The sequence below is a fragment of the Pseudomonas sp. MF09156 genome (assembly GCF_059862305.1).
On the sequence record NZ_JCBCUR010000006.1, the window covers coordinates 178,101 to 199,152 of the forward strand.

25 protein-coding genes are annotated in these 21,052 nt (G+C 60.0%); 19 read left to right on the plus strand and 6 right to left on the minus strand.

Going from position 1 to position 21,052, the window contains the following annotated elements; translation table 11 throughout:
- Positions 1 to 28: 28 nt before the first annotated feature.
- Positions 29 to 271 (minus strand): hypothetical protein, encoded by a 243-nt coding sequence (locus tag AC19YY_RS16535; protein WP_060772936.1) that lies wholly within the window; start codon positions 269 to 271, stop codon positions 29 to 31.
- A 116-nt stretch (positions 272 to 387) separates the two neighbouring features.
- Here AC19YY_RS16535 and AC19YY_RS16540 point away from each other — a divergent pair, with 116 nt between their 5' ends.
- From AC19YY_RS16540 to AC19YY_RS16555, 4 genes are all read left to right on the plus strand, one after another.
- Entirely contained in the window at positions 388 to 609 is a 222-nt protein-coding gene (locus AC19YY_RS16540; protein ID WP_169989416.1) for a hypothetical protein, read from the plus strand.
- A gap of 187 nt (positions 610 to 796) precedes the next feature.
- A complete protein-coding gene (locus AC19YY_RS16545; protein ID WP_500604542.1) occupies positions 797 to 2,002 on the plus strand; it encodes a tyrosine-type recombinase/integrase in 1,206 nt (401 codons plus the stop codon).
- Positions 2,003 to 2,024: 22 nt separating this feature from the next.
- A complete protein-coding gene (folE, locus tag AC19YY_RS16550) occupies positions 2,025 to 2,570 on the plus strand; it encodes a GTP cyclohydrolase I FolE (RefSeq protein WP_029300367.1) in 546 nt (181 codons plus the stop codon).
- A gap of 102 nt (positions 2,571 to 2,672) precedes the next feature.
- Entirely contained in the window at positions 2,673 to 3,044 is a 372-nt protein-coding gene (locus AC19YY_RS16555) for a glutathione S-transferase N-terminal domain-containing protein (protein WP_029300369.1), read from the plus strand.
- Between the two features lie 122 nt (positions 3,045 to 3,166).
- Here the strand turns inward: AC19YY_RS16555 and AC19YY_RS16560 are convergent, their stop codons facing one another.
- Complete coding sequence (locus tag AC19YY_RS16560) at positions 3,167 to 3,769, minus strand: glutathione S-transferase family protein (protein ID WP_038447277.1); 603 nt, start codon at positions 3,767 to 3,769, stop codon at positions 3,167 to 3,169.
- 10 nt (positions 3,770 to 3,779) lie between these two features.
- Positions 3,780 to 4,946: an aminotransferase-like domain-containing protein gene (locus AC19YY_RS16565; RefSeq protein WP_169952810.1), complete on the minus strand. Its 1,167-nt coding sequence runs from the start codon at positions 4,944 to 4,946 to the stop codon at positions 3,780 to 3,782.
- A gap of 81 nt (positions 4,947 to 5,027) precedes the next feature.
- Between AC19YY_RS16565 and AC19YY_RS16570 the strand changes: the two genes are divergently transcribed.
- The 3 genes from AC19YY_RS16570 (at position 5,028) to AC19YY_RS16580 (ending at position 7,703) form a co-directional block, all read left to right on the plus strand.
- The gene (locus tag AC19YY_RS16570) at positions 5,028 to 5,459 is read left to right on the plus strand and encodes a MarR family winged helix-turn-helix transcriptional regulator (protein WP_169952812.1); all 432 of its coding nucleotides are present in this window, start codon (positions 5,028 to 5,030) and stop codon (positions 5,457 to 5,459) included.
- A 222-nt stretch (positions 5,460 to 5,681) separates the two neighbouring features.
- Positions 5,682 to 7,013, plus strand: coding sequence for an NCS2 family permease (locus tag AC19YY_RS16575; protein WP_500604566.1), 1,332 nt, complete (start codon positions 5,682 to 5,684; stop codon positions 7,011 to 7,013).
- Between the two features lie 63 nt (positions 7,014 to 7,076).
- Positions 7,077 to 7,703 (plus strand): LysE family translocator, encoded by a 627-nt coding sequence (locus tag AC19YY_RS16580; RefSeq protein WP_500604543.1) that lies wholly within the window; start codon positions 7,077 to 7,079, stop codon positions 7,701 to 7,703.
- Positions 7,704 to 7,859: 156 nt separating this feature from the next.
- Here the strand turns inward: AC19YY_RS16580 and uraH are convergent, their stop codons facing one another.
- Positions 7,860 to 8,213: a hydroxyisourate hydrolase gene (uraH, locus tag AC19YY_RS16585; protein ID WP_057440709.1), complete on the minus strand. Its 354-nt coding sequence runs from the start codon at positions 8,211 to 8,213 to the stop codon at positions 7,860 to 7,862.
- 407 nt (positions 8,214 to 8,620) lie between these two features.
- Between uraH and puuE the strand changes: the two genes are divergently transcribed.
- The 8 genes from puuE to AC19YY_RS16625 all read left to right on the plus strand — a co-directional run bounded on the left by puuE (position 8,621) and on the right by AC19YY_RS16625 (position 15,861).
- The gene (gene puuE, locus AC19YY_RS16590; RefSeq protein WP_500604544.1) at positions 8,621 to 9,547 is read left to right on the plus strand and encodes an allantoinase PuuE; all 927 of its coding nucleotides are present in this window, start codon (positions 8,621 to 8,623) and stop codon (positions 9,545 to 9,547) included.
- Positions 9,544 to 10,059 (plus strand): 2-oxo-4-hydroxy-4-carboxy-5-ureidoimidazoline decarboxylase, encoded by a 516-nt coding sequence (gene uraD, locus AC19YY_RS16595; RefSeq protein ID WP_169952822.1) that lies wholly within the window; start codon positions 9,544 to 9,546, stop codon positions 10,057 to 10,059. Before puuE ends, uraD begins: the two co-directional genes overlap by 4 nt.
- Positions 10,060 to 10,140: 81 nt before the next feature.
- On the plus strand, positions 10,141 to 11,136 hold the full coding sequence (gene alc, locus AC19YY_RS16600; protein WP_170042683.1) for an allantoicase: 996 nt from the start codon (positions 10,141 to 10,143) through the stop codon (positions 11,134 to 11,136).
- Between the two features lie 120 nt (positions 11,137 to 11,256).
- Positions 11,257 to 11,760: an ureidoglycolate lyase gene (locus tag AC19YY_RS16605; RefSeq protein ID WP_099168728.1), complete on the plus strand. Its 504-nt coding sequence runs from the start codon at positions 11,257 to 11,259 to the stop codon at positions 11,758 to 11,760.
- A 51-nt stretch (positions 11,761 to 11,811) separates the two neighbouring features.
- Positions 11,812 to 13,110, plus strand: coding sequence for a urate hydroxylase PuuD (locus AC19YY_RS16610; protein ID WP_169952824.1), 1,299 nt, complete (start codon positions 11,812 to 11,814; stop codon positions 13,108 to 13,110).
- A 198-nt stretch (positions 13,111 to 13,308) separates the two neighbouring features.
- Positions 13,309 to 14,652 (plus strand): nucleobase:cation symporter-2 family protein, encoded by a 1,344-nt coding sequence (locus AC19YY_RS16615; RefSeq protein ID WP_500604545.1) that lies wholly within the window; start codon positions 13,309 to 13,311, stop codon positions 14,650 to 14,652.
- Between the two features lie 31 nt (positions 14,653 to 14,683).
- Positions 14,684 to 15,052, plus strand: coding sequence for a hypothetical protein (locus tag AC19YY_RS16620; RefSeq protein ID WP_169952826.1), 369 nt, complete (start codon positions 14,684 to 14,686; stop codon positions 15,050 to 15,052).
- Between the two features lie 23 nt (positions 15,053 to 15,075).
- The gene (locus tag AC19YY_RS16625) at positions 15,076 to 15,861 is read left to right on the plus strand and encodes an outer membrane protein OmpK (RefSeq protein WP_169952827.1); all 786 of its coding nucleotides are present in this window, start codon (positions 15,076 to 15,078) and stop codon (positions 15,859 to 15,861) included.
- A gap of 109 nt (positions 15,862 to 15,970) precedes the next feature.
- Here the strand turns inward: AC19YY_RS16625 and AC19YY_RS16630 are convergent, their stop codons facing one another.
- On the minus strand, positions 15,971 to 17,125 hold the full coding sequence (locus AC19YY_RS16630) for a patatin-like phospholipase family protein (RefSeq protein ID WP_169952830.1): 1,155 nt from the start codon (positions 17,123 to 17,125) through the stop codon (positions 15,971 to 15,973).
- A gap of 36 nt (positions 17,126 to 17,161) precedes the next feature.
- Positions 17,162 to 18,094 carry a lipid A biosynthesis lauroyl acyltransferase gene (locus AC19YY_RS16635; protein WP_500604546.1) on the minus strand — a complete coding sequence of 311 codons (933 nt, stop codon included), beginning with the start codon at positions 18,092 to 18,094 and terminating at the stop codon, positions 17,162 to 17,164.
- A gap of 117 nt (positions 18,095 to 18,211) precedes the next feature.
- Between AC19YY_RS16635 and minC the strand changes: the two genes are divergently transcribed.
- From minC to AC19YY_RS16655, 4 genes are all read left to right on the plus strand, one after another.
- Complete coding sequence (gene minC / locus AC19YY_RS16640; protein WP_038447253.1) at positions 18,212 to 18,949, plus strand: septum site-determining protein MinC; 738 nt, start codon at positions 18,212 to 18,214, stop codon at positions 18,947 to 18,949.
- Positions 18,950 to 19,150: 201 nt separating this feature from the next.
- Positions 19,151 to 19,963, plus strand: a complete 813-nt coding sequence (minD, locus tag AC19YY_RS16645) for a septum site-determining protein MinD (protein ID WP_169952835.1) — start codon at positions 19,151 to 19,153, stop codon at positions 19,961 to 19,963.
- A gap of 3 nt (positions 19,964 to 19,966) precedes the next feature.
- The gene (gene minE, locus AC19YY_RS16650; protein WP_169952837.1) at positions 19,967 to 20,221 is read left to right on the plus strand and encodes a cell division topological specificity factor MinE; all 255 of its coding nucleotides are present in this window, start codon (positions 19,967 to 19,969) and stop codon (positions 20,219 to 20,221) included.
- A 96-nt stretch (positions 20,222 to 20,317) separates the two neighbouring features.
- Positions 20,318 to 20,953 carry an RluA family pseudouridine synthase gene (locus AC19YY_RS16655; protein ID WP_169952839.1) on the plus strand — a complete coding sequence of 212 codons (636 nt, stop codon included), beginning with the start codon at positions 20,318 to 20,320 and terminating at the stop codon, positions 20,951 to 20,953.
- Positions 20,954 to 21,052 lie beyond the last annotated feature (99 nt).

Here is a 21,052-nt window from a genome sequence, read left to right on the forward strand (position 1 = left end):
CCCCCTACATGCCTGCCGGTGAGCGAACTCACGGTAACTGGCTGTCGATCCATCGTTCCGCAGCTGCCATTGCATCACCCAGTGCCGCCGGATAATCAGGCCATGGACCCGTCAGCTCGGCGGCGACTTCGCCCAACCCAGCAACGGCTGCCGGCTCGATGATTCTCGCAAATGCGGGCACGTCATCGTTTGGTCGCCTCCATTCGAACTTGAGAAACAACGTATGCCCCCGATAGGCGTGAACGACTGGAACATCGAGATTGTGTGACACGCGCCCTCCCAGACACATGAGCCAGTTTGAACAGTATTTGTAGCTCCTATTCGCACCCTTCGCCATCGAGGCACTTCGCTATCAACTTCTGCCGCCCAGCGCGGCAAGGACACCCCATGTACGCAACGAAACTCACCCTGCTCATCACGGCCATCGTGTTGTACGTGGCGGGGTCCACCTTCTGGTTTTTCTGGCAGGTACCGGAGCTGCTCTCGACCGGTACCGACCAGACCCTGGTCGCAGCATTCGCCGGCTCCGTCGCCTGGATGCTGCTCACCTTCGGTTTCATCATCCACATCATCAAGACAGCGCGGCCTACAGCGGGCGGCGGGAGGTAGACATGGCAGCAGCCGAACAGCTGGACGAACCGCTCAGGTCGGACAAGATCCCGGAAAAGGAATTCGCCTTACTCGTCGGCACCACGAAGCGCGCCCTGGAAGGGAAGCGTCAGCGGGGAGTTATCCCCAGGGGTGTTTGGAATGAGTATGACGGGAAGATTTACTATAGCTTTTGGAGATATGAGAAATGGCTAGAAAGCCAATGGGAATGCCCGCCGGCGTTGAGCTTGCCGGACAGTCCGTCCGGATTCGCTTCACCTGGAAGTTTCGTCGCTGCGAAACCCTCCCCTATCCCCAAACGCCAAAGGGCATTAAAGCGGCCGCAGATCTTCGCGCTACAGTAACCAGCCTGATTAAGCACGGCGTGATGGACGAGCAGCGTTACGCCGAGCTGTTCCCAAACTCGACATACTCCACTTATTCAGCCACTCCACTGTTCGGGGAGTATGCCCAGGCGTGGCTAAATGGGCGGGAAGTGGTAACCGGAACCCGGAAAAACTACCGAATTTCGCTTAACCTCTACTGGATGCCCCACCTGGCGCTGATCCCCATGGATCAAATCACGTCGCCGATGCTCAGAAAGATCGTGAGCGAAACAGAATGGAAGTCGCCAACCGTCAAGCGGTCGGTAATTCAGCGGCTTACCACACTGCTTGAGACGGCCGTGAAGGATGAGCTGCTCACGCGCAACCCTGCAAACTCAATTGAACTGCCGACGAAGGCAAAAAAGGCTGTGGATCCGTTTACGGTAGAGGAAGCGGATCGGGTTATTGGGCACCTGTATCAGGTGCTGACCGGTTCAATGCGGGTGTACGCAGCCTACTTTGAGTTTGCGTTTTACACCGGCATGCGGCCTGGTGAGATAGCGGCGTTGCGCTGGGGTGAGGTAGATAAAGAGGCCAGAGTGGCCAATATCTGCAGAATTGTTGCTGACTACAAGATCGAAGAGCGGACCAAGACCCGGGAATCGCGCCGGGTGATGCTCAACAGCCGAGCCCTGAATGCTATAGAAGAAGCGGAGAAAGTCGCCGCGCTGCGAGCCAAACAGAGCCGCCGGCAGCATAAGCAATCGCCGTATGTGTTCCCGCCGACAAGGAACTTTGAGTACATCCAGCAGGCCAGCGTGACCGACAAACACTTCCAGGCGGCTCTGGTAAAATTGAAGATCCGAAGCCGTCGGCAATACAACTGTCGGCACACGTACGCTACTATGTGCCTAATGGCAGGCATGAACCTCGGGTTCATAGCAAATCAGCTTGGTCACAGCGTGCAAATGCTGCTGTCCACTTACGCCCGATGGATAAACTCCAGCGAAGATTGGAGCGAGCTCGGGAAGCTTGAACAAAGCCTGAATGGTACAAAATTGGTACAGGCAGAAACCGTACCGCTCTGAAACCCATACGGAATACCGCCCTGTGACTTTGGAACAGAATTACACAGCGATCCTCGGCCAAATCGGCGAGGACGTTTCCCGCGAGGGCCTGCTCGACACGCCAAAACGTGCCGCCAAGGCCATGCAGTACCTTTGCCGCGGCTATGAGCAGACACTGGAAGAGGTCACCAACGGTGCCCTGTTCAGCTCCGACAACAGTGAAATGGTGCTGGTCAAGGACATCGAGTTGTACTCGCTGTGCGAACACCACCTGCTGCCGTTCATCGGCAAGGCCCATGTCGCCTACATCCCCAGCGGCAAGGTCCTGGGCCTGTCGAAGGTCGCGCGGATCGTCGATATGTATGCCCGTCGCCTGCAGATCCAGGAAAACCTCAGCCGCCAGATCGCCGAAGCGGTCCAGCAGGTGACCGGTGCCCTGGGCGTTGCGGTGGTGATCGAGGCCAAGCACATGTGCATGATGATGCGCGGTGTGGAGAAACAGAATTCGTCGATGATCACCTCGGTGATGCTGGGTGAGTTCCGCGAAAACGCGGCGACCCGCAGCGAGTTCCTCAGCCTGATCAAGTAACAGGCTGCGTCAGAAAAAACCGGCATTCATCGCCGGTTTTTTTTCGCCTGTAGAAATCAGGTAAGCTGCGGCCCCTTCTGTCATGGGCAAGAGGTTTCAGCCATGTTCGTCAAAGCACTTCGAGTGGGCCTCGGCCACGTCATCATCGCGGGCGACTTCCTTACCCGCCCTCGGAAAAAACAGCGCCCCGCCGAGCAACAGGCGCAGGTCAATGAAGCGGCCAAGGGCCTGACCCTGTATCAATTCCATGCCTGCCCGTTCTGCGTGAAGACCCGCCGCACCCTGCACCGCCTCAATGTGCCGGTGGCGCTCAAGGATGCGAAGAACAACGAGCAAGACCGCCAGACGCTGCTTACCCAAGGCGGCAAGATCAAGGTGCCGTGCCTGCGTATCGAAGAAAACGGCCAGACCACCTGGATGTATGACTCCAAGGTGATCATCGATTACCTGGACAAGCGCTTCGCCGCGATCTGACAGGCAGGCATCACCCCTTGTGGGAGCTGGCTTGCCTGCGATGGCGGCGTGTCAGTCAACTATCCATCAACTGACACGCCGCCATCGCAGGCAAGCCAGCTCCCACAGTGGAATCGCGCCTATCAGTCGAGCATCGGCACATGCCGCGGATGGCTGGCCACGCGGGCAAGCCAGGCTTGTACGGCCGGATAAGGGCTCAGGTCAAAACCACCCTCATGGGCCACGTGGGTGTAGGCATATAGCGCAATATCGGCGATCGAATACTGGTCGCCCACCAGGTATGGCGTGGCTTGCAGCTGTTTTTCCATGACCCGCAGGGCCTTGTAGCCGCCTTTGTGGGTGGTCTTGTATTCCTCCAGCCGATCTTCCGGCAGCCCCAGGTAAAACTGGATAAACCGTGCCACCGCGATGTACGGCTCGTGGCTGTACTGCTCGAAAAACTGCCACTGCAATACTTGGGTACGCAGGCGCGGTTCGCTGGGCAGGAATTCGCTGCCGTCGGCGAGGAAGTTGAGGATCGCGTTGGATTCCCACAGGCAGGTGCCGTCTTCGAGCTCCAGGACCGGGATCTTGCCGTTGGGGTTCTTCGCCAGGAACTCGGCGGTCTGTGTGTCGCCGTTCAAGATATCGACATTCACCCACTCATACGCGATGCCGAGCAGGTTGAGCATCAACTTGACCTTGTAGCAGTTGCCCGAGCGGTAATCGCCATAAACCTTGTACATGAAGCTCCCCTTATGCCGCTTGCGCGCGCTGTGCTTGACGGATCACCGCCGCGAGACGCTTGAGACCTTCGTCCAGGCGCGCCGGGTCGATGTGGCTGAAATTGAGCCGCAGGTGCCCGTGGTGCTGGTCCGGCTCGGCAAAGAACGGTTCACCGGGCATGAACGCCACGTCCTGGTCCAGCGCTTGTGCCAACAAGGTGCGGGTATCCAGGGGCTGTTTCAAGGTCAGCCAGAAGAATAATCCACCCTGGGGCACTTGCCAGTCGGCCAAGTCCTGGAAATGCCGGGTCAGCGCCAGTTGGAACCCATCGCGGCGCTCACGATAAAAACTGCGCAGTTGCCCCAGGTGCTGCTGGTAGCGCTCGGTGCCGATCCACTGCATGGCCTGCCACTGGCCAACGCGGTTGGTGTGCAGGTCCGCCGACTGCTTGAGCTTGAGCAGAGGGGGGAACAGGTCGGGGCTGGCGATCAGATAGCCGACCCGCAATCCCGGGAGCAGGGTTTTGGATACGGTGCCGGTGTAGATCCAGCTGGCCTTGCGCAACTGGCTGACAATCGGCCGCGCGCTGCCACCGTCGAAGGTCAGCTCGCGATAGGGCTCGTCTTCGATCAGGGTCACGCCGAACTCATCGAGCAGCGCCGCCACCGCATCGCGCTTGGCTTGGCTATAGCGCACGGCCGAGGGGTTCTGGAAGGTCGGGATCAGGTAGATGAACGCCGGGCGATGACGTTCCAGGCTGCTGCGCAGCGCCGCCAGGTTCGGGCCGTCGGCTTCCAGTTCCACGCTCAGGCAGTCGGCACCGAACAGTTGGAAGATCTGCAAGGCGGCCAGGTAGGTCGGGCCTTCCAGCAGGATCTGCGTGCCTCGGTCGATATACAGCTTGGCCGCCAGGTCCAGGGTTTGCTGCGAACCGCTGACCACCAGGACCTGGCTGGCATCACAGGCCACCCCCAGCGCCCGCGCCTCGGCCGCCAGCAATTCGCGCAATTGCGGCTCGCCTTCGCTCATGCCGTACTGGCCCATGGCAGGCGGCATGCCTTGCCAATCCAGCGCCGGCAGCATGGCTTCGGCTGGCAGGCCACCGGCAAATGACATCACCTGCGGGCGTTGGGCCGCCGCGAGGATCTCACGGATCAAGGAGCTTTTAAGGCGCGAAACACGTTCAGAGAAAGCCATAAGGTCACCGGTAGCAAAGGCTGGGGAAAATACGTCAAACTGGTTGACTGAAATTACGACGCCCCAGGTAGATACGTCAATATGCTTGACCTTAAAAACCAGACCTCGCAGCAAGCCGCCATGGAAGCGTTCTTCTTCGGCTACCAGGCCTTTACCGCCAAGGCCGACGAAATGCTCGAACGCCGGGGCTTGAGCCGGGTGCATCAGCGCATCGTGTTTTTTATCGCCCGCTACCCCGCCTTGAGCGTCAAGCAACTGTTGGAGTTGCTGGGGGTAAGCAAGCAAGCGCTGAATATGCCGCTGCGCCAATTGCAGGAAATGCACCTGGTCGACAGCACGGCCTCGACCACCGACAAACGTAAGCGCCTGCTGCACTTGACCGAAGAAGGCCAGCGCTTCGAACACGCCCTGCGTCGTGAGCAAGTCAAGCTGCTGCAGCGCGCCTTTGCCGAGGCCGGCGAGGACGCCGTGAATGGCTGGCTGGCCGTGAATAAGGCCCTGACCCTGCCCTGAAATTGGCCTTTCATCTTTTTTGCACACATAATCGCAAACATTATTTGCTTTCTTTGTATACAAAAGCATAATTCGCTTCGTGCGAGTTCCTGACCTACTGGTCAACAAAGCCCGCTGGTACCTCAAAGCGCCGCTGCCCACTCATGTGTCCGGCGCTGGAAATAACAATAAAACTCTTGAGGAGTACTTGCTGTGGAAAGCCATAAATCCGACGCCCCGACCCTGGACCTCAGTCCGCCCGACCTTTCAACCACCAAACAGGGCTGGCTGGAGCGCCTGTTCAAACTCAGCTTGCATGGCACCACAGTGAAGACCGAATTGATCGCCGGCCTCACCACATTCATCACCATGGCCTACATCATCTTCGTCAACCCCAACATCATGGCCGACGCCGGCATCGACCACGGCGCCGCCTTTGTCGCGACCTGCATCGCCGCAGCCCTCGGTTGCCTGTTGATGGGCCTGTATGCCAACTGGCCTGTAGGCCTGGCGCCGGGCATGGGTTTGAATGCGTTCTTTACCTACACCGTGGTCGGCACCATGGGCTACACCTGGGAGACCGCGCTGGGTGCGGTATTTATTTCGGGCGTGCTGTTCATGATCCTGACGCTGTCGCGCATCCGCGAATGGCTGCTCAATAGCATTCCGGTGAGCCTGCGCCACGCCATGGCCGCGGGGGTAGGCCTGTTCCTGGGGGTGATCGGCCTGAAAACCGCCGGCATCATCGTTGCCAGCCCCGCAACCCTGATCAAGCTCGGCTCCCTGCATGAACCGGCCCCGCTGTTGGCGGCCGTGTGCTTCCTGCTGATCGCGATCCTCAGCTATCACCGGGTGTTCGGCGCCATCCTGATCAGCATCATCGCCGTCACCCTGGCCGGCTGGGGCCTGGGCCTGGTGCATTACCAGGGCATCGTTGCCGCCCCGCCGAGCCTGGCGCCGACCTGGATGGCGATGGACGTGATGGGTGTGTTCAACGTCAGCATGATCAGCGTGGTGTTCGCCTTCCTGTTTGTGCACATGTTCGACACCGCCGGCACCCTGATGGGCGTCGCCCAGCGCGCAGGCCTGGTGAATGCCGACGGCAAGATCGAAAACCTCTCCCGGGCCTTGAAAGCCGACAGCGCCTCCAGTGTGTTTGGCGCAGTGGTCGGTGTGCCCCCCGTCACCAGTTATGTGGAAAGCGCCGCCGGCGTAGCGGCCGGCGGGCGCACCGGGTTGACGGCCGTGACCGTGGGCGTACTGTTTGTGGCGGCGATGTTTTTCGCCCCGCTGGCGGGCATGATTCCTGCGTATGCCACGGCCGGTGCGTTGATTTATGTGGCGATGCTGATGATGAGCGGCATGGCCCATATCGAGTGGGACGACGCCACCGACAGCATTCCGGCGATTGTCACGGCAATCATGATGCCTCTGACCTTCTCGGTTGCCGACGGCATCGCCCTGGGCTTTATCACCTACGTGGCGCTCAAGGCCGGCACGGGCAAGTACCAGCAGATTTCTATCAGCCTGTGGGTGCTGTGCGCGATTTTTATCGCCAAGTTTGTGTTCCTGTAACGCGCAAGCTGGCGAAAACCGCCTCACCTACGGGTGGGGCTTTTGCATGTATGGAGGAATGTAATGAGCGTGGAAACCTGGCTGCTGTTCAGCGGCGCTGCTTTGATCGTGATCCTGATTCCGGGGCCGCTGTCGCTGCTGATGATCAGCAACAGCCTGAACTACGGCCTGCGCCGTTCGTATCCGGCGTTTCTGGGCGGGGTGTTTGCCTCGATCTGCCTGTTGAGCGCCTCGGCCCTGGGCCTGGGCGCACTGTTGCTGGCGTCGGAGCAGTTGTTCAGCGCGCTGAAGATCGTCGGTGCGCTGTACCTGTTCTACCTTGCCTGGCAGAGCTGGCAGCAATCGCGCCTGCCGGCCCAGGGCGCCGTGGTGCCGGAGGCAGCGCCCGTGCCACGTTTTCGTGCACTGTTTGGCCGGGCGTTTGTGCTGGGCGCCAGCAATCCCAAGGACATTCTGTTTTTTGCGGCCTTCCTGCCGCAGTTTCTCAGCAGCCAGCAGCCGTTCCTGCCACAACTGCTGATCATGATCGCCACCTGGACCGTGCTGGACCTGCTGTGCAAGCTGGCCTATGGCCTGGGTGCCCATGGTGCCGCGCGCTACCTGCGCACCGGTAAGGGCCAGAGCTGGTTCAATCGCTTCAGTGCCGGGCTGTTTGGCAGCGCCGGGGCAGCGTCGCTGCTCAAGGGCTAACACACAACCCTGTGGGAGCTGTCGAGCTCCCACAATGGCTCCTCTTGTTCGCTGGCATTGGCTCATGACCCGCCTTTCTGCGGGCAAAAAAAAGCCCGCAGTGTGAGCGGGCGAAACCAACGAAGAGCATCTGGGGGTGTGAAGCCAGGTGACGACTCAGCTACCGCGATAGGTGGAGTAGCTGTAGGGCGAAATCAGCAAGGGCACGTGGTAGTGATCCTGTTCGGCGCTGATGCCAAAACGCAGCACCACCACATCCAGGAACGCCGGCTGGGGCAATTGCACGCCACGGGCGCGGTAGTAATCCCCGGCGCTGAATTGCAGCTGATAGACGCCACTGCGGTAGTCATCACCTTGCAGCAGCGGCGCGTCGCAACGGCCATCGCTGTTGGTCAAGGTGCTGGCAACCAGTTCCAGCTGCGCGCCTTCGACGCGGTACAGTTCAACCTTGATGGCGCTGCCTGGGCAGCCGTGCGCGGCGTCCAGTACGTGTGTGGTCAGTCGTCCCATGGATCGGAGCTCCCGTGTCATCGATTAATAAGAGGCCGCACCTTTGTGGGGCACTGAAAAAGCCGGCGATGGCTGATTAAGACACTTTCCAAAAAAATTGTACACAATAAATTCAACAACCACCCTCTCCCCCTGCCGGAGCCGGCTTGCCGACGATGACGGTATATCAGCCGCAGATAGGGCAGCAGCAAGAATGCAATCGCTGGCAAGACGCATCCTACAGGTGAGTTCGCATATTTTAGTTGACCAGTCGGGCAAGTTTCTTGCAAGGATAGGCCGGTGCGACCGTCTGGAAAAAATGCAGAAATACAGGCTTACAAAGTGCCCATTAAGTTGTATACAATCAGCCCATCGCTGTGACGCAACAGCCGCCACACCATCGATCACGAACAAGAAGGAAGACTGCAGTGAGCGCTGACTACCCACGCGACCTGATCGGTTACGGCAGTAACCCTGTGCATCCACACTGGCCAGGCAAGGCGCGTATCGCCCTGTCGTTCGTACTCAATTACGAAGAAGGCGGTGAGCGCAATATCCTGCACGGCGACAAAGAGTCGGAAGCCTTCCTCTCGGAAATGGTCTCGGCCCAGCCGCTGCAAGGCGCACGCAACATGAGCATGGAGTCGCTGTACGAATACGGCAGCCGTGCAGGCGTGTGGCGCATCCTCAAGCTGTTCAAGGAATTCGACATTCCGCTGACCATCTTCGCCGTGGCCATGGCCGCCCAGCGCCACCCCGACGTGATCCGTGCGATGGTCGCCGCCGGCCACGAGATCTGCAGCCACGGCTACCGCTGGATCGACTACCAATACATGGACGAGGCCCAGGAGCGCGAGCATATGCTCGAAGCCATCCGCATCCTCACCGAGCTGACCGGCGAGCGCCCACTGGGCTGGTACACCGGGCGCACCGGCCCCAATACGCGGCGGCTGGTGATGGAGGAAGGTGGCTTCCTCTACGACTGCGACACCTATGACGACGACCTGCCCTACTGGGAACCCAACAACCCGACCGGCAAGCCGCACCTGGTGATCCCCTACACCCTGGACACCAACGACATGCGCTTCACCCAGGTCCAGGGTTTCAACAAGGGCGACGACTTTTTCGAGTACCTCAAAGACGCGTTCGACGTGTTGTATGCCGAAGGGGCCGAGGCGCCGAAGATGCTCTCCATCGGCCTGCATTGCCGCTTGATCGGCCGCCCGGCGCGCCTGGCTGCCCTCAAGCGCTTTATCGAATACGCCAAGGGTCATGACCAGGTGTGGTTCGCCCGCCGTGTCGACATTGCCCGCCACTGGCACGACGTCCACCCTTTCCAGGGAGCCGCCAAATGACTGCTTTTCAGACCTTGAAACCGTCGACCCTGAGCCGCGACGAATTCGTCGCAGCCTTCGCCGACATCTACGAACATTCGCCATGGGTGGCCGAAAAGGCCTTCGACCTGGGCCAGGACGCCTCGATCGACCAGATCGAAACCCTGCACCAGCGCATGAGCGACATCCTGTTGAGTGCTGATCATCCAAGCCAACTGGCCCTGATCAACGCTCACCCGGACCTGGCAGGCCGTGCGGCCGTCCAGGGCCAACTCACCCAAGCCAGCACCGATGAGCAAGCTGGCGCGGGGATTCACCAATGCACGGCCGAAGAGTTCTCACGCTTCACCGAGCTGAACGATGCCTACAAGGCCAAGTTCAAGTTTCCCTTCATCATGGCGGTAAAAGGCAGCAACCGGCATCAGATCCTCAAAGCGTTTGAAACGCGCATCCACCACCCGGTCGACACCGAGTTCAAGTGCGCGCTGGCAGAGATCAACAAGATCGCGTTGTTCCGATTACTGACCCTTTAGCAAACCTGGCCCGAGCGTATCGATCAACGCCCAGGGCCTGGCAAGCATCCCAAGCCACTCTATCTAAGGCAGACAAGAAGAATGAAAGCTTACGCCGTACCTTTCGAAAAGTTCGTCAACCTGGCCGACGCCCGCCTGGGCACCAAGATCATCTCGGTGACCGATGACTGGTTCGCCGACGCCAACCGACTGTTCCAGCCGACCCCGGCCGTATGGAAGGAGGGCGTTTTCGATGATAACGGCAAGTGGATGGACGGCTGGGAGTCACGCCGCAAGCGCTTCGAAGGCTTCGACAGCGCGGTGATCCGCCTGGGCGTACCGGGCTCGATCAAGGGCGTGGACATCGACACTTCATTCTTCACCGGCAACTTCCCGCCATCGGCGTCCCTGGAAGGCTGCTTCTTGGCTGCGGGCGAACCCGATGCCAACACTCAGTGGGTTGAAGTGCTGTCTGCCGTTGAGTTGCAGGGCAATAGCCATCACTTCCACGAGATCAATAACGACCAGGCTTTCAGCCACCTGCGCTTCAACATCTACCCGGATGGTGGCGTGGCCCGTCTGCGCGTGTACGGCATTCCGTTCCGCGACTGGTCGGCCGTGGGCGACAACGAACAAGTGGACCTGGCCTCCTCCCTCAATGGCGGGCGTGCGCTGGCCTGTTCCGACGAACACTTCGGGCGCATGGGCAACATCCTCAACCCGGGCCGTGGCATCAACATGGGCGATGGCTGGGAAACCGCCCGTCGTCGCACGCCAGGCAACGACTGGGTAATCGTCGCGCTGGGGCATGCCGGCGAGATCGACAAAGTGGTGGTCGACACCCTGCACTTCAAGGGCAACTACCCGGACACCTGCTCGATCCAGGGCGCGTTCGTCAAGGGCGGTACCGACAGCCAGATCGAGACCCAGTCGCTGTTCTGGCGTGAATTGCTGCCAGCACAGAAGCTGGAAATGCACGCCGAACACACCTTTGCCGAGCAGATCAAGGCACTGGGCCCGATCACCCACATCCGCCTCAACGTATTCCCTGATGGTGGTGTGAGCCGCCTGCGGGTGTTCGGCAAGGTCGCTAAGTAAGCGGTGAACCCAATCGCGGGCAAACCCGCTCCCACATTTGCAATGCATTCCCCTGTGGGAGCGGGCTCGCCCGCGATAGCAATAGACCAGACAACACAGAACTCGGATAAGAAGACAGCCATGCGCACACTGATGATCGAACCCTTGACCAAAGAAGCCTTCGCCCCTTTCGGAGACGTTATCGAAACCGACGGCAGCGATCACTTCATGATCAACAACGGCTCGACCATGCGCTTTCATAAACTGGCGACGGTAGAAACCGCCACGCCAGAAGACCACGCCATCATCAGCATCTTCCGCGCCGACGCGCAGGACATGCCGCTGACCGTGTGCATGCTGGAGAGACACCCGCTGGGCAGCCAGGCCTTTATCCCGCTGCTCGGCAACCCCTTTCTGATCGTGGTCGCGCCCGTTGGCGATGCACCTGTATCAGGCTTGGTCCGCGCCTTCGTCACCAACGGCAGGCAGGGCATTAATTACCATCGCGGCGTCTGGCACCACCCGGTGCTGACGATCGAAAAGCGGGATGACTTCCTGGTGGTTGATCGCAGTGGCACAGGCAATAACTGCGATGAGCATTTTTTCAAAGAGGATGAGCGGTTGATCCTCGCCCCCCACCAATAAGAGAAGGTCCGATCACCCGACAACAAGGGTGACGGGCGAGAGGTAAAGACTGTGGAAGCACATCTGTTGGAATGGCTGAACCTTAGCGTGCGCTGGGTTCATATGATCACTGGCGTGGCCTGGATCGGTGCGTCTTTCTATTTTGTATGGCTGGAAAACAACCTCAACCGAGTCAACCCCAAAAACGGCCTGGCTGGCGATTTATGGGCGATCCACGGTGGCGGCATCTACCACCTGGAAAAATACAAACTGGCCCCGCCGACCATGCCGGACAACCTGCACTGGTTCAAATGGGAAGCCTATTTCACCTGGATGTCAGGCGTCGCGCTGCTCTGCGTGGTGTTCTATCTCAACCCGACGCTCTACCTGCTGGCTCCCGGCAGCAGCCTGAGCGGCACCGAAGGCGTGTTGCTGGGCATTGGCTCACTGTTCGCTGGCTGGTTCATCTACTCCTTTCTCTGCGACTCGGCCCTGGGCAAACGCCCTGCCCTGCTCGGTTTTATCCTGTTCGTCCTGTTGATCGGCGCGGCCTACGGCTTCAGCAAGGTGTTCAGCGGGCGCGGTGCGTACCTGCATGTGGGGGCGATCATCGGCACCATCATGGTCGGTAACGTGTTCCGCATCATCATGCCGGCCCAGCGCGCGCTGGTGGCAGCGATTGCAGAAAACCGCACGCCAGACCCGGCACTGCCGGCCAAGGGCCTGCTACGTTCACGACACAACAACTACTTCACCCTGCCCGTGCTGTTCATCATGATCAGCAACCACTTCCCCAGTACCTACGGCAGCCAGTACAACTGGTTGATCCTGGCCGGGATCGCGGTGGCGGCGGTGTTGGTGCGGCACTACTTCAACACCCGTCACGACAGCCAGAAATACGCGTGGACCCTGCCGGTCGGCGCCCTGGCGATGATCTGCCTGGCCTATGTCACCGGTCCAAAACCCGTGGCTACCGCACCGGACGTGGCCAAGGCGCCAGCGGCCATCGAGTACCAGCCATTGCCGGAAACGGCGCTGGGTGGCGGCCTCAAGCCAGCAGCCCCCGCCGCGCCAGCACCGGCGGCAGAAGCGGCGCCTGCCCAGGCCTCGACGGATTTCGGCAAGGTCCACAGCGTGATTGAACAACGTTGCACCGTATGCCATTCGGCCAAGCCCACCAGCCCGCTGTTCAGTGCCGCGCCGGCCGGGGTGATGTTCGATACCCCGGCGCAGATCCAGCAGCAGGCGGCGCGCATCCAGGCGCAGGCGGTTGCCAGCCAGATCATGCCGCTGGGCAACATCACCCAGATGACCCAGCAGGAGCGGGAGTTGATTGGTAGTTGGATCAATCAAGGAGCCCGTACCAATTAACTGATTAGCGCAGATCAAACTGTAGGAGCTGGCTTGCCTGCGATAGCGGTGTATCACGCACCGGAAGGGGTGAATGAACCACCGCTATCGCAGGCAAGCCAGCTCCCACATTTGCAATGTGCAGTGTTTTGAAGATTGGGTTTCACCTGGCAATTGACTGCCAAACAACACAAAAATAAAAAAGATCCGAGGTGTTGCATGTCCCAGTTAGAACCGCAGATTCCTGCCGTACCCGCCATGGTGCGGCTGCCCCTTTTGCAACTGATCCTGGTAGGCCTGCAACATGTACTGCTGATGTACGGCGGCGCCGTGGCCGTGCCTCTGATCATCGGGCAAGCCGCAGGCTTGAGCCGTGAAGAAATCGCCTTTCTGATCAACGCCGACCTGCTGGTGGCGGGGATCGCCACCATGGTCCAGTCCTTTGGCATCGGCCCGCTGGGCATCCGCATGCCGGTGATGATGGGCGCCAGTTTTGCCGCCGTCGGCAGCATGGTCGCCATGGCGGGCATGCCGGGTATCGGCCTGCAAGGGATCTTCGGCGCGACCATCGCCGCCGGGTTCTTTGGCATGCTCATCGCGCCCTTCATGTCCAAGGTGGTGCGCTTCTTCCCACCGTTGGTGACCGGTACCGTGATCACGGCCATCGGTCTTTCGTTGTTTCCAGTAGCCGTGAACTGGGCAGGCGGCGGCGCCACTGCCGTGCAGTTCGGCTCGCCGATCTACCTGGCCATCGCCGGCCTGGTACTCGCCACCATCTTGCTGATCAACCGGTTCATGCGCGGCTTCTGGGTCAATATCTCGGTATTGATCGGCATGGCCCTGGGCTACGCCTTGTGTGGATTGCTCGGCATGGTCGACCTCGGCGGCCTGGAACAGGCGCCGTGGCTGCAAGTGGTCACGCCTTTGCACTTCGGCATGCCCACGTTCGAATTGGCGCCAATCCTGTCGATGTGCCTGGTGGTGGTGATTATCTTTGTCGAGTCCACCGGCATGTTCCTCGCGCTGGGCAAGATCACCGGCCAGGAAGTCACCCCGAAGATGCTGCGTCGCGGCCTGCTGTGCGATGCCGGCGCGTCGTTCTTTGCCGGGTTCTTCAATACCTTCACCCACTCCTCGTTCGCCCAGAACATCGGCCTGGTGCAAATGACCGGTGTGCGCTGCCGTTCGGTGACGATCATGGCCGGGGCCTTTTTGATTATCCTGAGCTTGCTGCCCAAGGCGGCGTTTCTGGTGGCATCGATTCCTCCTGCGGTGCTGGGCGGCGCGGCCATCGCGATGTTCGGCATGGTGGCAGCGACCGGGATCAAGATCCTGCAGGAAGCCGACATTGCCGATCGTCGTAACCAGTTGCTGGTGGCGGTCAGCATCGGCATGGGCCTGATCCCGGTGGTACGCCCGGAGTTCTTCGCCCAGCTGCCCCTGTGGATGAGCCCGATTACCCATAGCGGCATCGCCATGGCCACGCTTAGTGCGTTGTCGCTGAATGTGTTGTTCAACATTCTGGGCGGCTCGGAACGCCCCGCAGTCGCCCATACGCATTGATTCCTTCGTTACTCGAACAGGGAACATCAACATGCACACCACAGACTTGGGGCCGGCCACACGTTGTGCCCCATTCTCGCCCCCTGCGCTCTTTTACAGCGCACTTGAGCACAGGCTCTGGAGCCAGTATTCTCCGCGCCCGCTCGAATCGACTCAAAAAAAAACAGCGAATGTAAAAGCTGACTTAAAGGCCAACTTATCCCGGCCTTATGTCTGCTGCCAAAGTGCGCAAAAGTCCTCTGAACCCGACTGCATCCCATGTAGCCGGCGGGGATTTTTTGGCTTTTCAAACACTTTGGCGCAGCTCTTGCTAAAAGCATTAAAGCTGACCGAACAGACGATTTTTGCAGCGAACCAAAAGGCGCCACACCAGAGCGCCTGCGTAGAAGAAAAACCATAAAACTTTAGCTCGGGAGCAACCGAATGAAACGTACCGTGAACAGCCTGATGTTGGCCGGATCCCTGCTGGCCGGGGGCCAGGCAATGGCGGGTGACCTGCTGCAGTGGCAGAACAACAGCCTGACTTACCTGTGGGGCAAGAACTTCAAAGTCAACCCAGAGATCCAGCAAACCGTCACCTTTGAACATGCCGATGCGTGGAAGTACGGCGACAACTTCTTCTTCCTCGACCGTATCTTTTACAACGGCAAGGAAGACGGCAATGTCGGCCCTAATACTTACTACGGCGAGTTCAGCCCACGGCTGTCGTTTGGCAAGATCTTCGATAAAGACTTGTCCTTCGGACCGATCAAAGATGTATTACTGGCGTTCACCTACGAGTTCGGCGAAGGCGACAACGAGTCCTACCTGGTAGGCCCGGCATTCGACCTGAACATCCCGGGCTTCGACTACTTCCAGTTGAACTTCTACCAGCGCCAGACCGAAGGCAATCGCCCCGGTGACGGTGTATGGCAGATCACGCCGGTATGGTCGTACACCATTCCCGTGGGCAACTCCGACGTGCTGATCGACGGCTTCATGGACTGGGTGGTGGATAACGACAAAAACGCCCGTGGCACTTATCACGCCAACTTGCACTTCAACCCGCAGGTCAAATATGACTTGGGCAAGGCCATGAACTGGGGCGCCAAGCAGTTGTATGTCGGTTTTGAATACGACTACTGGAAGAACAAGTACGGGATCCAGGACAGCGGCGCGTTCGAGACCAACCAGGATACGGCCAGCCTGTTGGTCAAGTACCACTTCTAAGGCCCAACACGCCCCCCCTGTGGGAGCGGGCTTGCCCGCGATAGCGAAGTGTCAGCCAGCCTAATTATCGGCTCAATCACCGCCATCGCGGGCAAGCCCGCTCCCAGATTCAGTTCGGGGTCAGGCCCAGGAACCGTTGCAACTCCTCGCGCTTGGCCAACGCATCCCGCCGCCCCAACTCGATCAACTCGCTGCAATACCCCGCCTCGAACAACAGATAGCTGAGCACCCCCGCCCCGCTGGTCTTGGTCGCCCCTGGCCCACGCAAAAACAAACGCAGTGCCGCCGGCAGTTCCTGGCGATGGCGGGCGGCGATCTCGTCGATGGGCTGGCTCGGTGCAATCACCAACACTTCGACCGGCGAAAGCCCGCGCGCGGCGCTGTCGGCCGGTTGCAGATGGGCGAACTGGTTGAGGCGCTCCAGCAACTCGATATCACTCTCAAGGCTGTCAATGAACGTGCTGTTGAGCATATGCCCACCGATCTGCGCCAGGGTCGGCTCCTGGCCGGTATAGGTGCGTTGCTGCGGCGCCGAAGGGTCGATGGAGCGCGGGTTGCCACTGACCCCCACCACCAGCACCCGGCTGGCCCCCAGGTGCAACGCCGGGCTGATGGGTGCCGATTGCCGGACGGCGCCATCGCCAAAATATTCCTGGTCGAGTTTGACCGGTGCGAACAGCAACGGGATCGCCGAGCTGGCCAGCAGGTGCTCCACGGTCAACTGCGTGGGCAGGCCAATGCGCCGGTGGCGCAGCCAGGCGTCGATGGTGCCGCCGCCCTGATAGAACGTCACCGCTTGCCCCGACTCATAGCCAAACGCCGTTACCGCGACGGCATGCAGGTGTTTGTTGCGGATGGCCTCGTTGATGCCTTCGAAGTGCAGCTTCTCTTGCAGCAATTCGCGCAAAGGCGAACTGTCGAGCAGCGCCACCGGTACCGGTGCCCCCAGCCCCAGCAGGCTGCGGGCCAGGAAGCGAGTGGCCTGGTGAATCACCCCCGGCCAATCGCTGCGCAGCACCAAGTGGCTGCGAAAGCCCTGCCAGAACGCCGTAAGGCGGGCGATGGCGGCGCCAAAATCCATGGCGCCACTGGCCAGGCTCACCGCATTGATCGCCCCGGCCGAGGTGCCGACAATCACCGGAAAAGGATTGGCAGCCCCCGGCGGCAACAATTCGGCAATCGCCGCCAGTACCCCCACCTGATACGCCGCACGCGCCCCACCGCCGGAAAGAATCAAGCCTGTGACCGGTTCAGTTGGGCGCATTGCATAACTCCATGGGCTGCGGGGAAATCCGTTTGTTCAGCGGCGTTTTTCGTACAACTTGGGTTCGCCCGGTGGCCGGCTCTTGAAGCGGCGATGGGCCCACAGGTATTGCTCGGGGCACTCGCGTACCGCGGTTTCCACCCATTGGTTGATGCGCAGGCAATCGACTTCGTCGGATTCGCCGGGGAAGTCGCGCAACGGCGGATGAATCACCATGCGGTAGCCGCTGCCATCGGCCAGGCGCTGCTGGGTAAATGGCACCACCAACGCCTTGCCCAGGCGCGCGAACTTGCTGGTGGCGGTAACGGTAGCGGCCTGGATGCCGAACAACGGCACGAAAATGCTCTGCTTGGTGCCGTAGTCCTGGTCCGGCGCGTACCAGATCGCCCGGCCGGCGCGCAGCAGCTTGAGCATGCCGCGCACGTCTTCGCGCTCGACCGCCAGGGAATCAAGGTTGTGGCGCTCGCGGCCCCGGCGCTGGATAAAGTCGAACAACGGGTTGCCGTGCTCACGGTACATGCCATCGATGGTGTGCTTTTGGCCCAGCAAGGCCGCGCCGATCTCCAGGGTGGTGAAATGCAGGGCCATGAGGATCACGCCCTTGCCTTCCAGTTGCGCCTGCTTGAGGTGCTCCAGCCCTTCGACGTGGGCCAGGCGTGCCAGGCGCTGTTTGGACCACCACCAGCTCATGGCCATCTCAAAGAAGGCGATGCCAGTGGAGGCAAAGTTTTCCTTGAGCAAATGTTTACGCTCCTGGGCAGACAGGTGCGGGAAGCACAGTTCCAGGTTTCGCGCAGCAATGCGCCGGCGCTCACCGGCCACCCGGTACATAAACGCACCCAGCACACGACCAATTCCCAGCAGCACCCGGTATGGCAACTGAGTGATCAGCCATAGCAGGCCGAGCCCCAGCCACAGGAGCCAGAAACGCGGGTGAAAAAATACAGCTCGAAAACGCGGGCGATCCATTACAGATTCCGGTAAAGACAGGGCCGCGCATTCTACAACGGTTCGACCCGGCTTGCGGCTAGCGGTTGTTCTCGTTATAAGTCTCGACACTTTTCGTGACAAGCCGCTTTGCCGACCATGAGCCAAACCGAATCGCTAGACCAAGATCCCGTCTTCCAGCTCAAAGGCAGCATGCTCGCCATTACTGTGCTGGAACTGGCCCGTAACGACCTTGATGCCCTGGACCGCCAGCTCGCTGCCAAGGTTGCCCTGGCCCCGAATTTCTTCAACAACGCGCCGCTGGTGCTGGCCCTGGACAAATTGCCGGCCGGCCAGGGCGCGGTTGACCTGCCCGGGCTGATGCGTGTTTGCCGCCAGCATGGCCTGCGCACCCTGGCCATTCGCGCCAGCCGTATCGAAGACATTGCGGCAGCCATCGCCATTGAACTGCCAGTACTGCCACCGTCCGGCGCCCGCGAGCGTGTGCTCGACCCGGTGGAAGGCGAAGTGAAGAAAAAACCGGAAAAACCGCCAGAGCCGACGATCAAGCCTACAAGGATCATCACCTCCCCCGTACGCGGCGGGCAGCAGATTTACGCCCAGGGCGGCGACCTGGTAGTGGTCGCCCCGGTCAGTCCCGGCGCGGAACTTCTCGCCGATGGCAACATCCATGTATACGGCCCCATGCGCGGTCGGGCACTGGCTGGGGTCAAGGGCGATACCAAGGCAAGGATTTTCTGCCAGCAATTGAGCGCTGAGCTGGTATCCATCGCCGGCCAATACAAGGTTTCGGAAGATTTGCGCCGTGATCCGCTGTGGGGGGCCGGGGTACAAGTCAGCCTGTCGGGCGATGTGTTGAACATCATCCGTCTTTAACGGATACTGCCGCATTTTCCAAGCATCTCTGGACTCTGATAGCACAGCGAAACCGGCAAGACTTGCGTAGGAATAATTGAAAGTTGGCGTTTCCCTTACGGGAGGCACATCTTTTTCCTACGAAGGCTGTCCGCCTGCAGCGAGTTTCAAGAGATGTTTTTCAGGGACTGAGAGGTCCTTTTTCCTTAGGGGTGAAACACCTTGGCCAAGATTCTCGTGGTTACATCCGGCAAGGGTGGTGTGGGTAAGACCACCACCAGCGCCGCTATCGGTACCGGCCTCGCTCTGCGCGGCCACAAGACAGTCATCGTCGACTTCGACGTCGGTTTGCGTAACCTCGACCTGATCATGGGCTGCGAACGCCGCGTGGTGTACGACTTCGTCAACGTGGTCAACGGCGAAGCAACCCTGCAACAAGCACTGATCAAGGACAAGCGCCTGGAGAACCTTTATGTTCTCGCCGCTAGCCAAACCCGGGACAAGGACGCCTTGACCCTGGAAGGCGTTGAAAAAGTCCTGATGGACCTCAAAGAGCAATTTGAGTTTGTTATCTGCGACTCTCCAGCAGGTATCGAGAAAGGCGCCCAACTGGCCATGCACTTCGCCGATGAAGCGATTGTGGTGACCAACCCCGAGGTGTCGTCGGTACGCGACTCCGACCGCATGATCGGCCTGCTGTCGAGCAAGTCTCGCCGCGCCGAAAAAGGCGAAGACGCAATCAAGGAACACCTGCTCCTGACCCGCTACAACCCCGAGCGCGTCCAGAGCGGCGAAATGCTTGGCGTTGAGGACGTCGAGGAAATCCTCGCCATTCGCTTGCTGGGGGTGATTCCTGAGTCTCAAGCGGTACTGAAAGCTTCAAACCAAGGCGTACCGGTCATTCTTGATGACCAAAGTGATGCCGGCCAAGCCTATAGCGATGCAGTCGATCGCTTGCTGGGCAAAGAAGTTGCCCATCGGTTCCTTGCTGTCGAGAAGAAAGGATTCTTGGCACGCCTGTTTGGAGGCAATTGAACAATGAGTATTTTTGACTTCTTTCGCTCAACCAAAAAACCTAGCACGGCGTCGGTAGCGAAAGAGCGTCTACAGATCATCGTGGCGCACGAACGCGGCCAACGCAGCACCCCGGACTACCTGCCAGCCTTGCAGAAGGAACTGGTGGAGGTGATCCGCAAGTACGTCAATATCGGCAACGATGACGTGCATGTCGCCCTGGAAAACGACGGCAGCTGCTCGATTCTGGAACTCAATATCACCCTGCCTGATCGTTGATCGAACAGGCGGTCGCCACGGCGGCTCCGTCACCTTGATCCCCTTTGGGGAACCGGGTGGCCGAGCCGCCGTTGGCGTTTGTTACGAGGCTGTTTAATGCCGTTGTCCAATATCCATATCCTTCACCAGGATGACGCTGTCCTGGTGGTGAACAAGCCTACCCTGTTGCTGTCGGTGCCAGGTCGCGCCGACGACAACAAGGACTGCCTGATCACCCGCCTGCAGGAAAACGGTTACCCCGAGGCCCGTATCGTCCATCGCCTGGACTGGGAAACCTCGGGGATCATCCTGCTGGCCAGGGATGCCGACAGCCACCGCGAACTGTCGCGCCAGTTTCACGACCGCGAAACCGAAAAGGCCTACACCGCCTTGTGCTGGGGCCAGCCGGAACTGGACAGCGGCAGCATCGACCTGCCGCTGCGCTATGACCCACCGACCAAGCCGCGGCATGTGGTGGACCACGAGTTCGGCAAGCATGCGCTGACCTTCTGGAAAGTCTTGGAGCGTTGCGGGGATTGGTGCCGGGTGGAACTGACGCCGATTACCGGGCGCTCGCACCAACTGCGGGTGCATATGCTGTCCATCGGCCACCCGTTGCTCGGTGATGGCCTGTATGCCCACGAACAGGCCCTGGCCGCCTGGCCACGGCTGTGCCTGCACGCGAGCATGTTGAGCTTCACCCACCCGCAAAGCGGCGAGCGCCTGCGGTTCGAGTGCCCTGCGCCGTTCTAATCGGTAAACGCAATTAAAATGTGGGAGCGAGCTTGCTCGCGAATGGGGTGGATCAGTTAGCTTATTGCGCGACTGCCACACCGCATTCGCGAGCAAGCC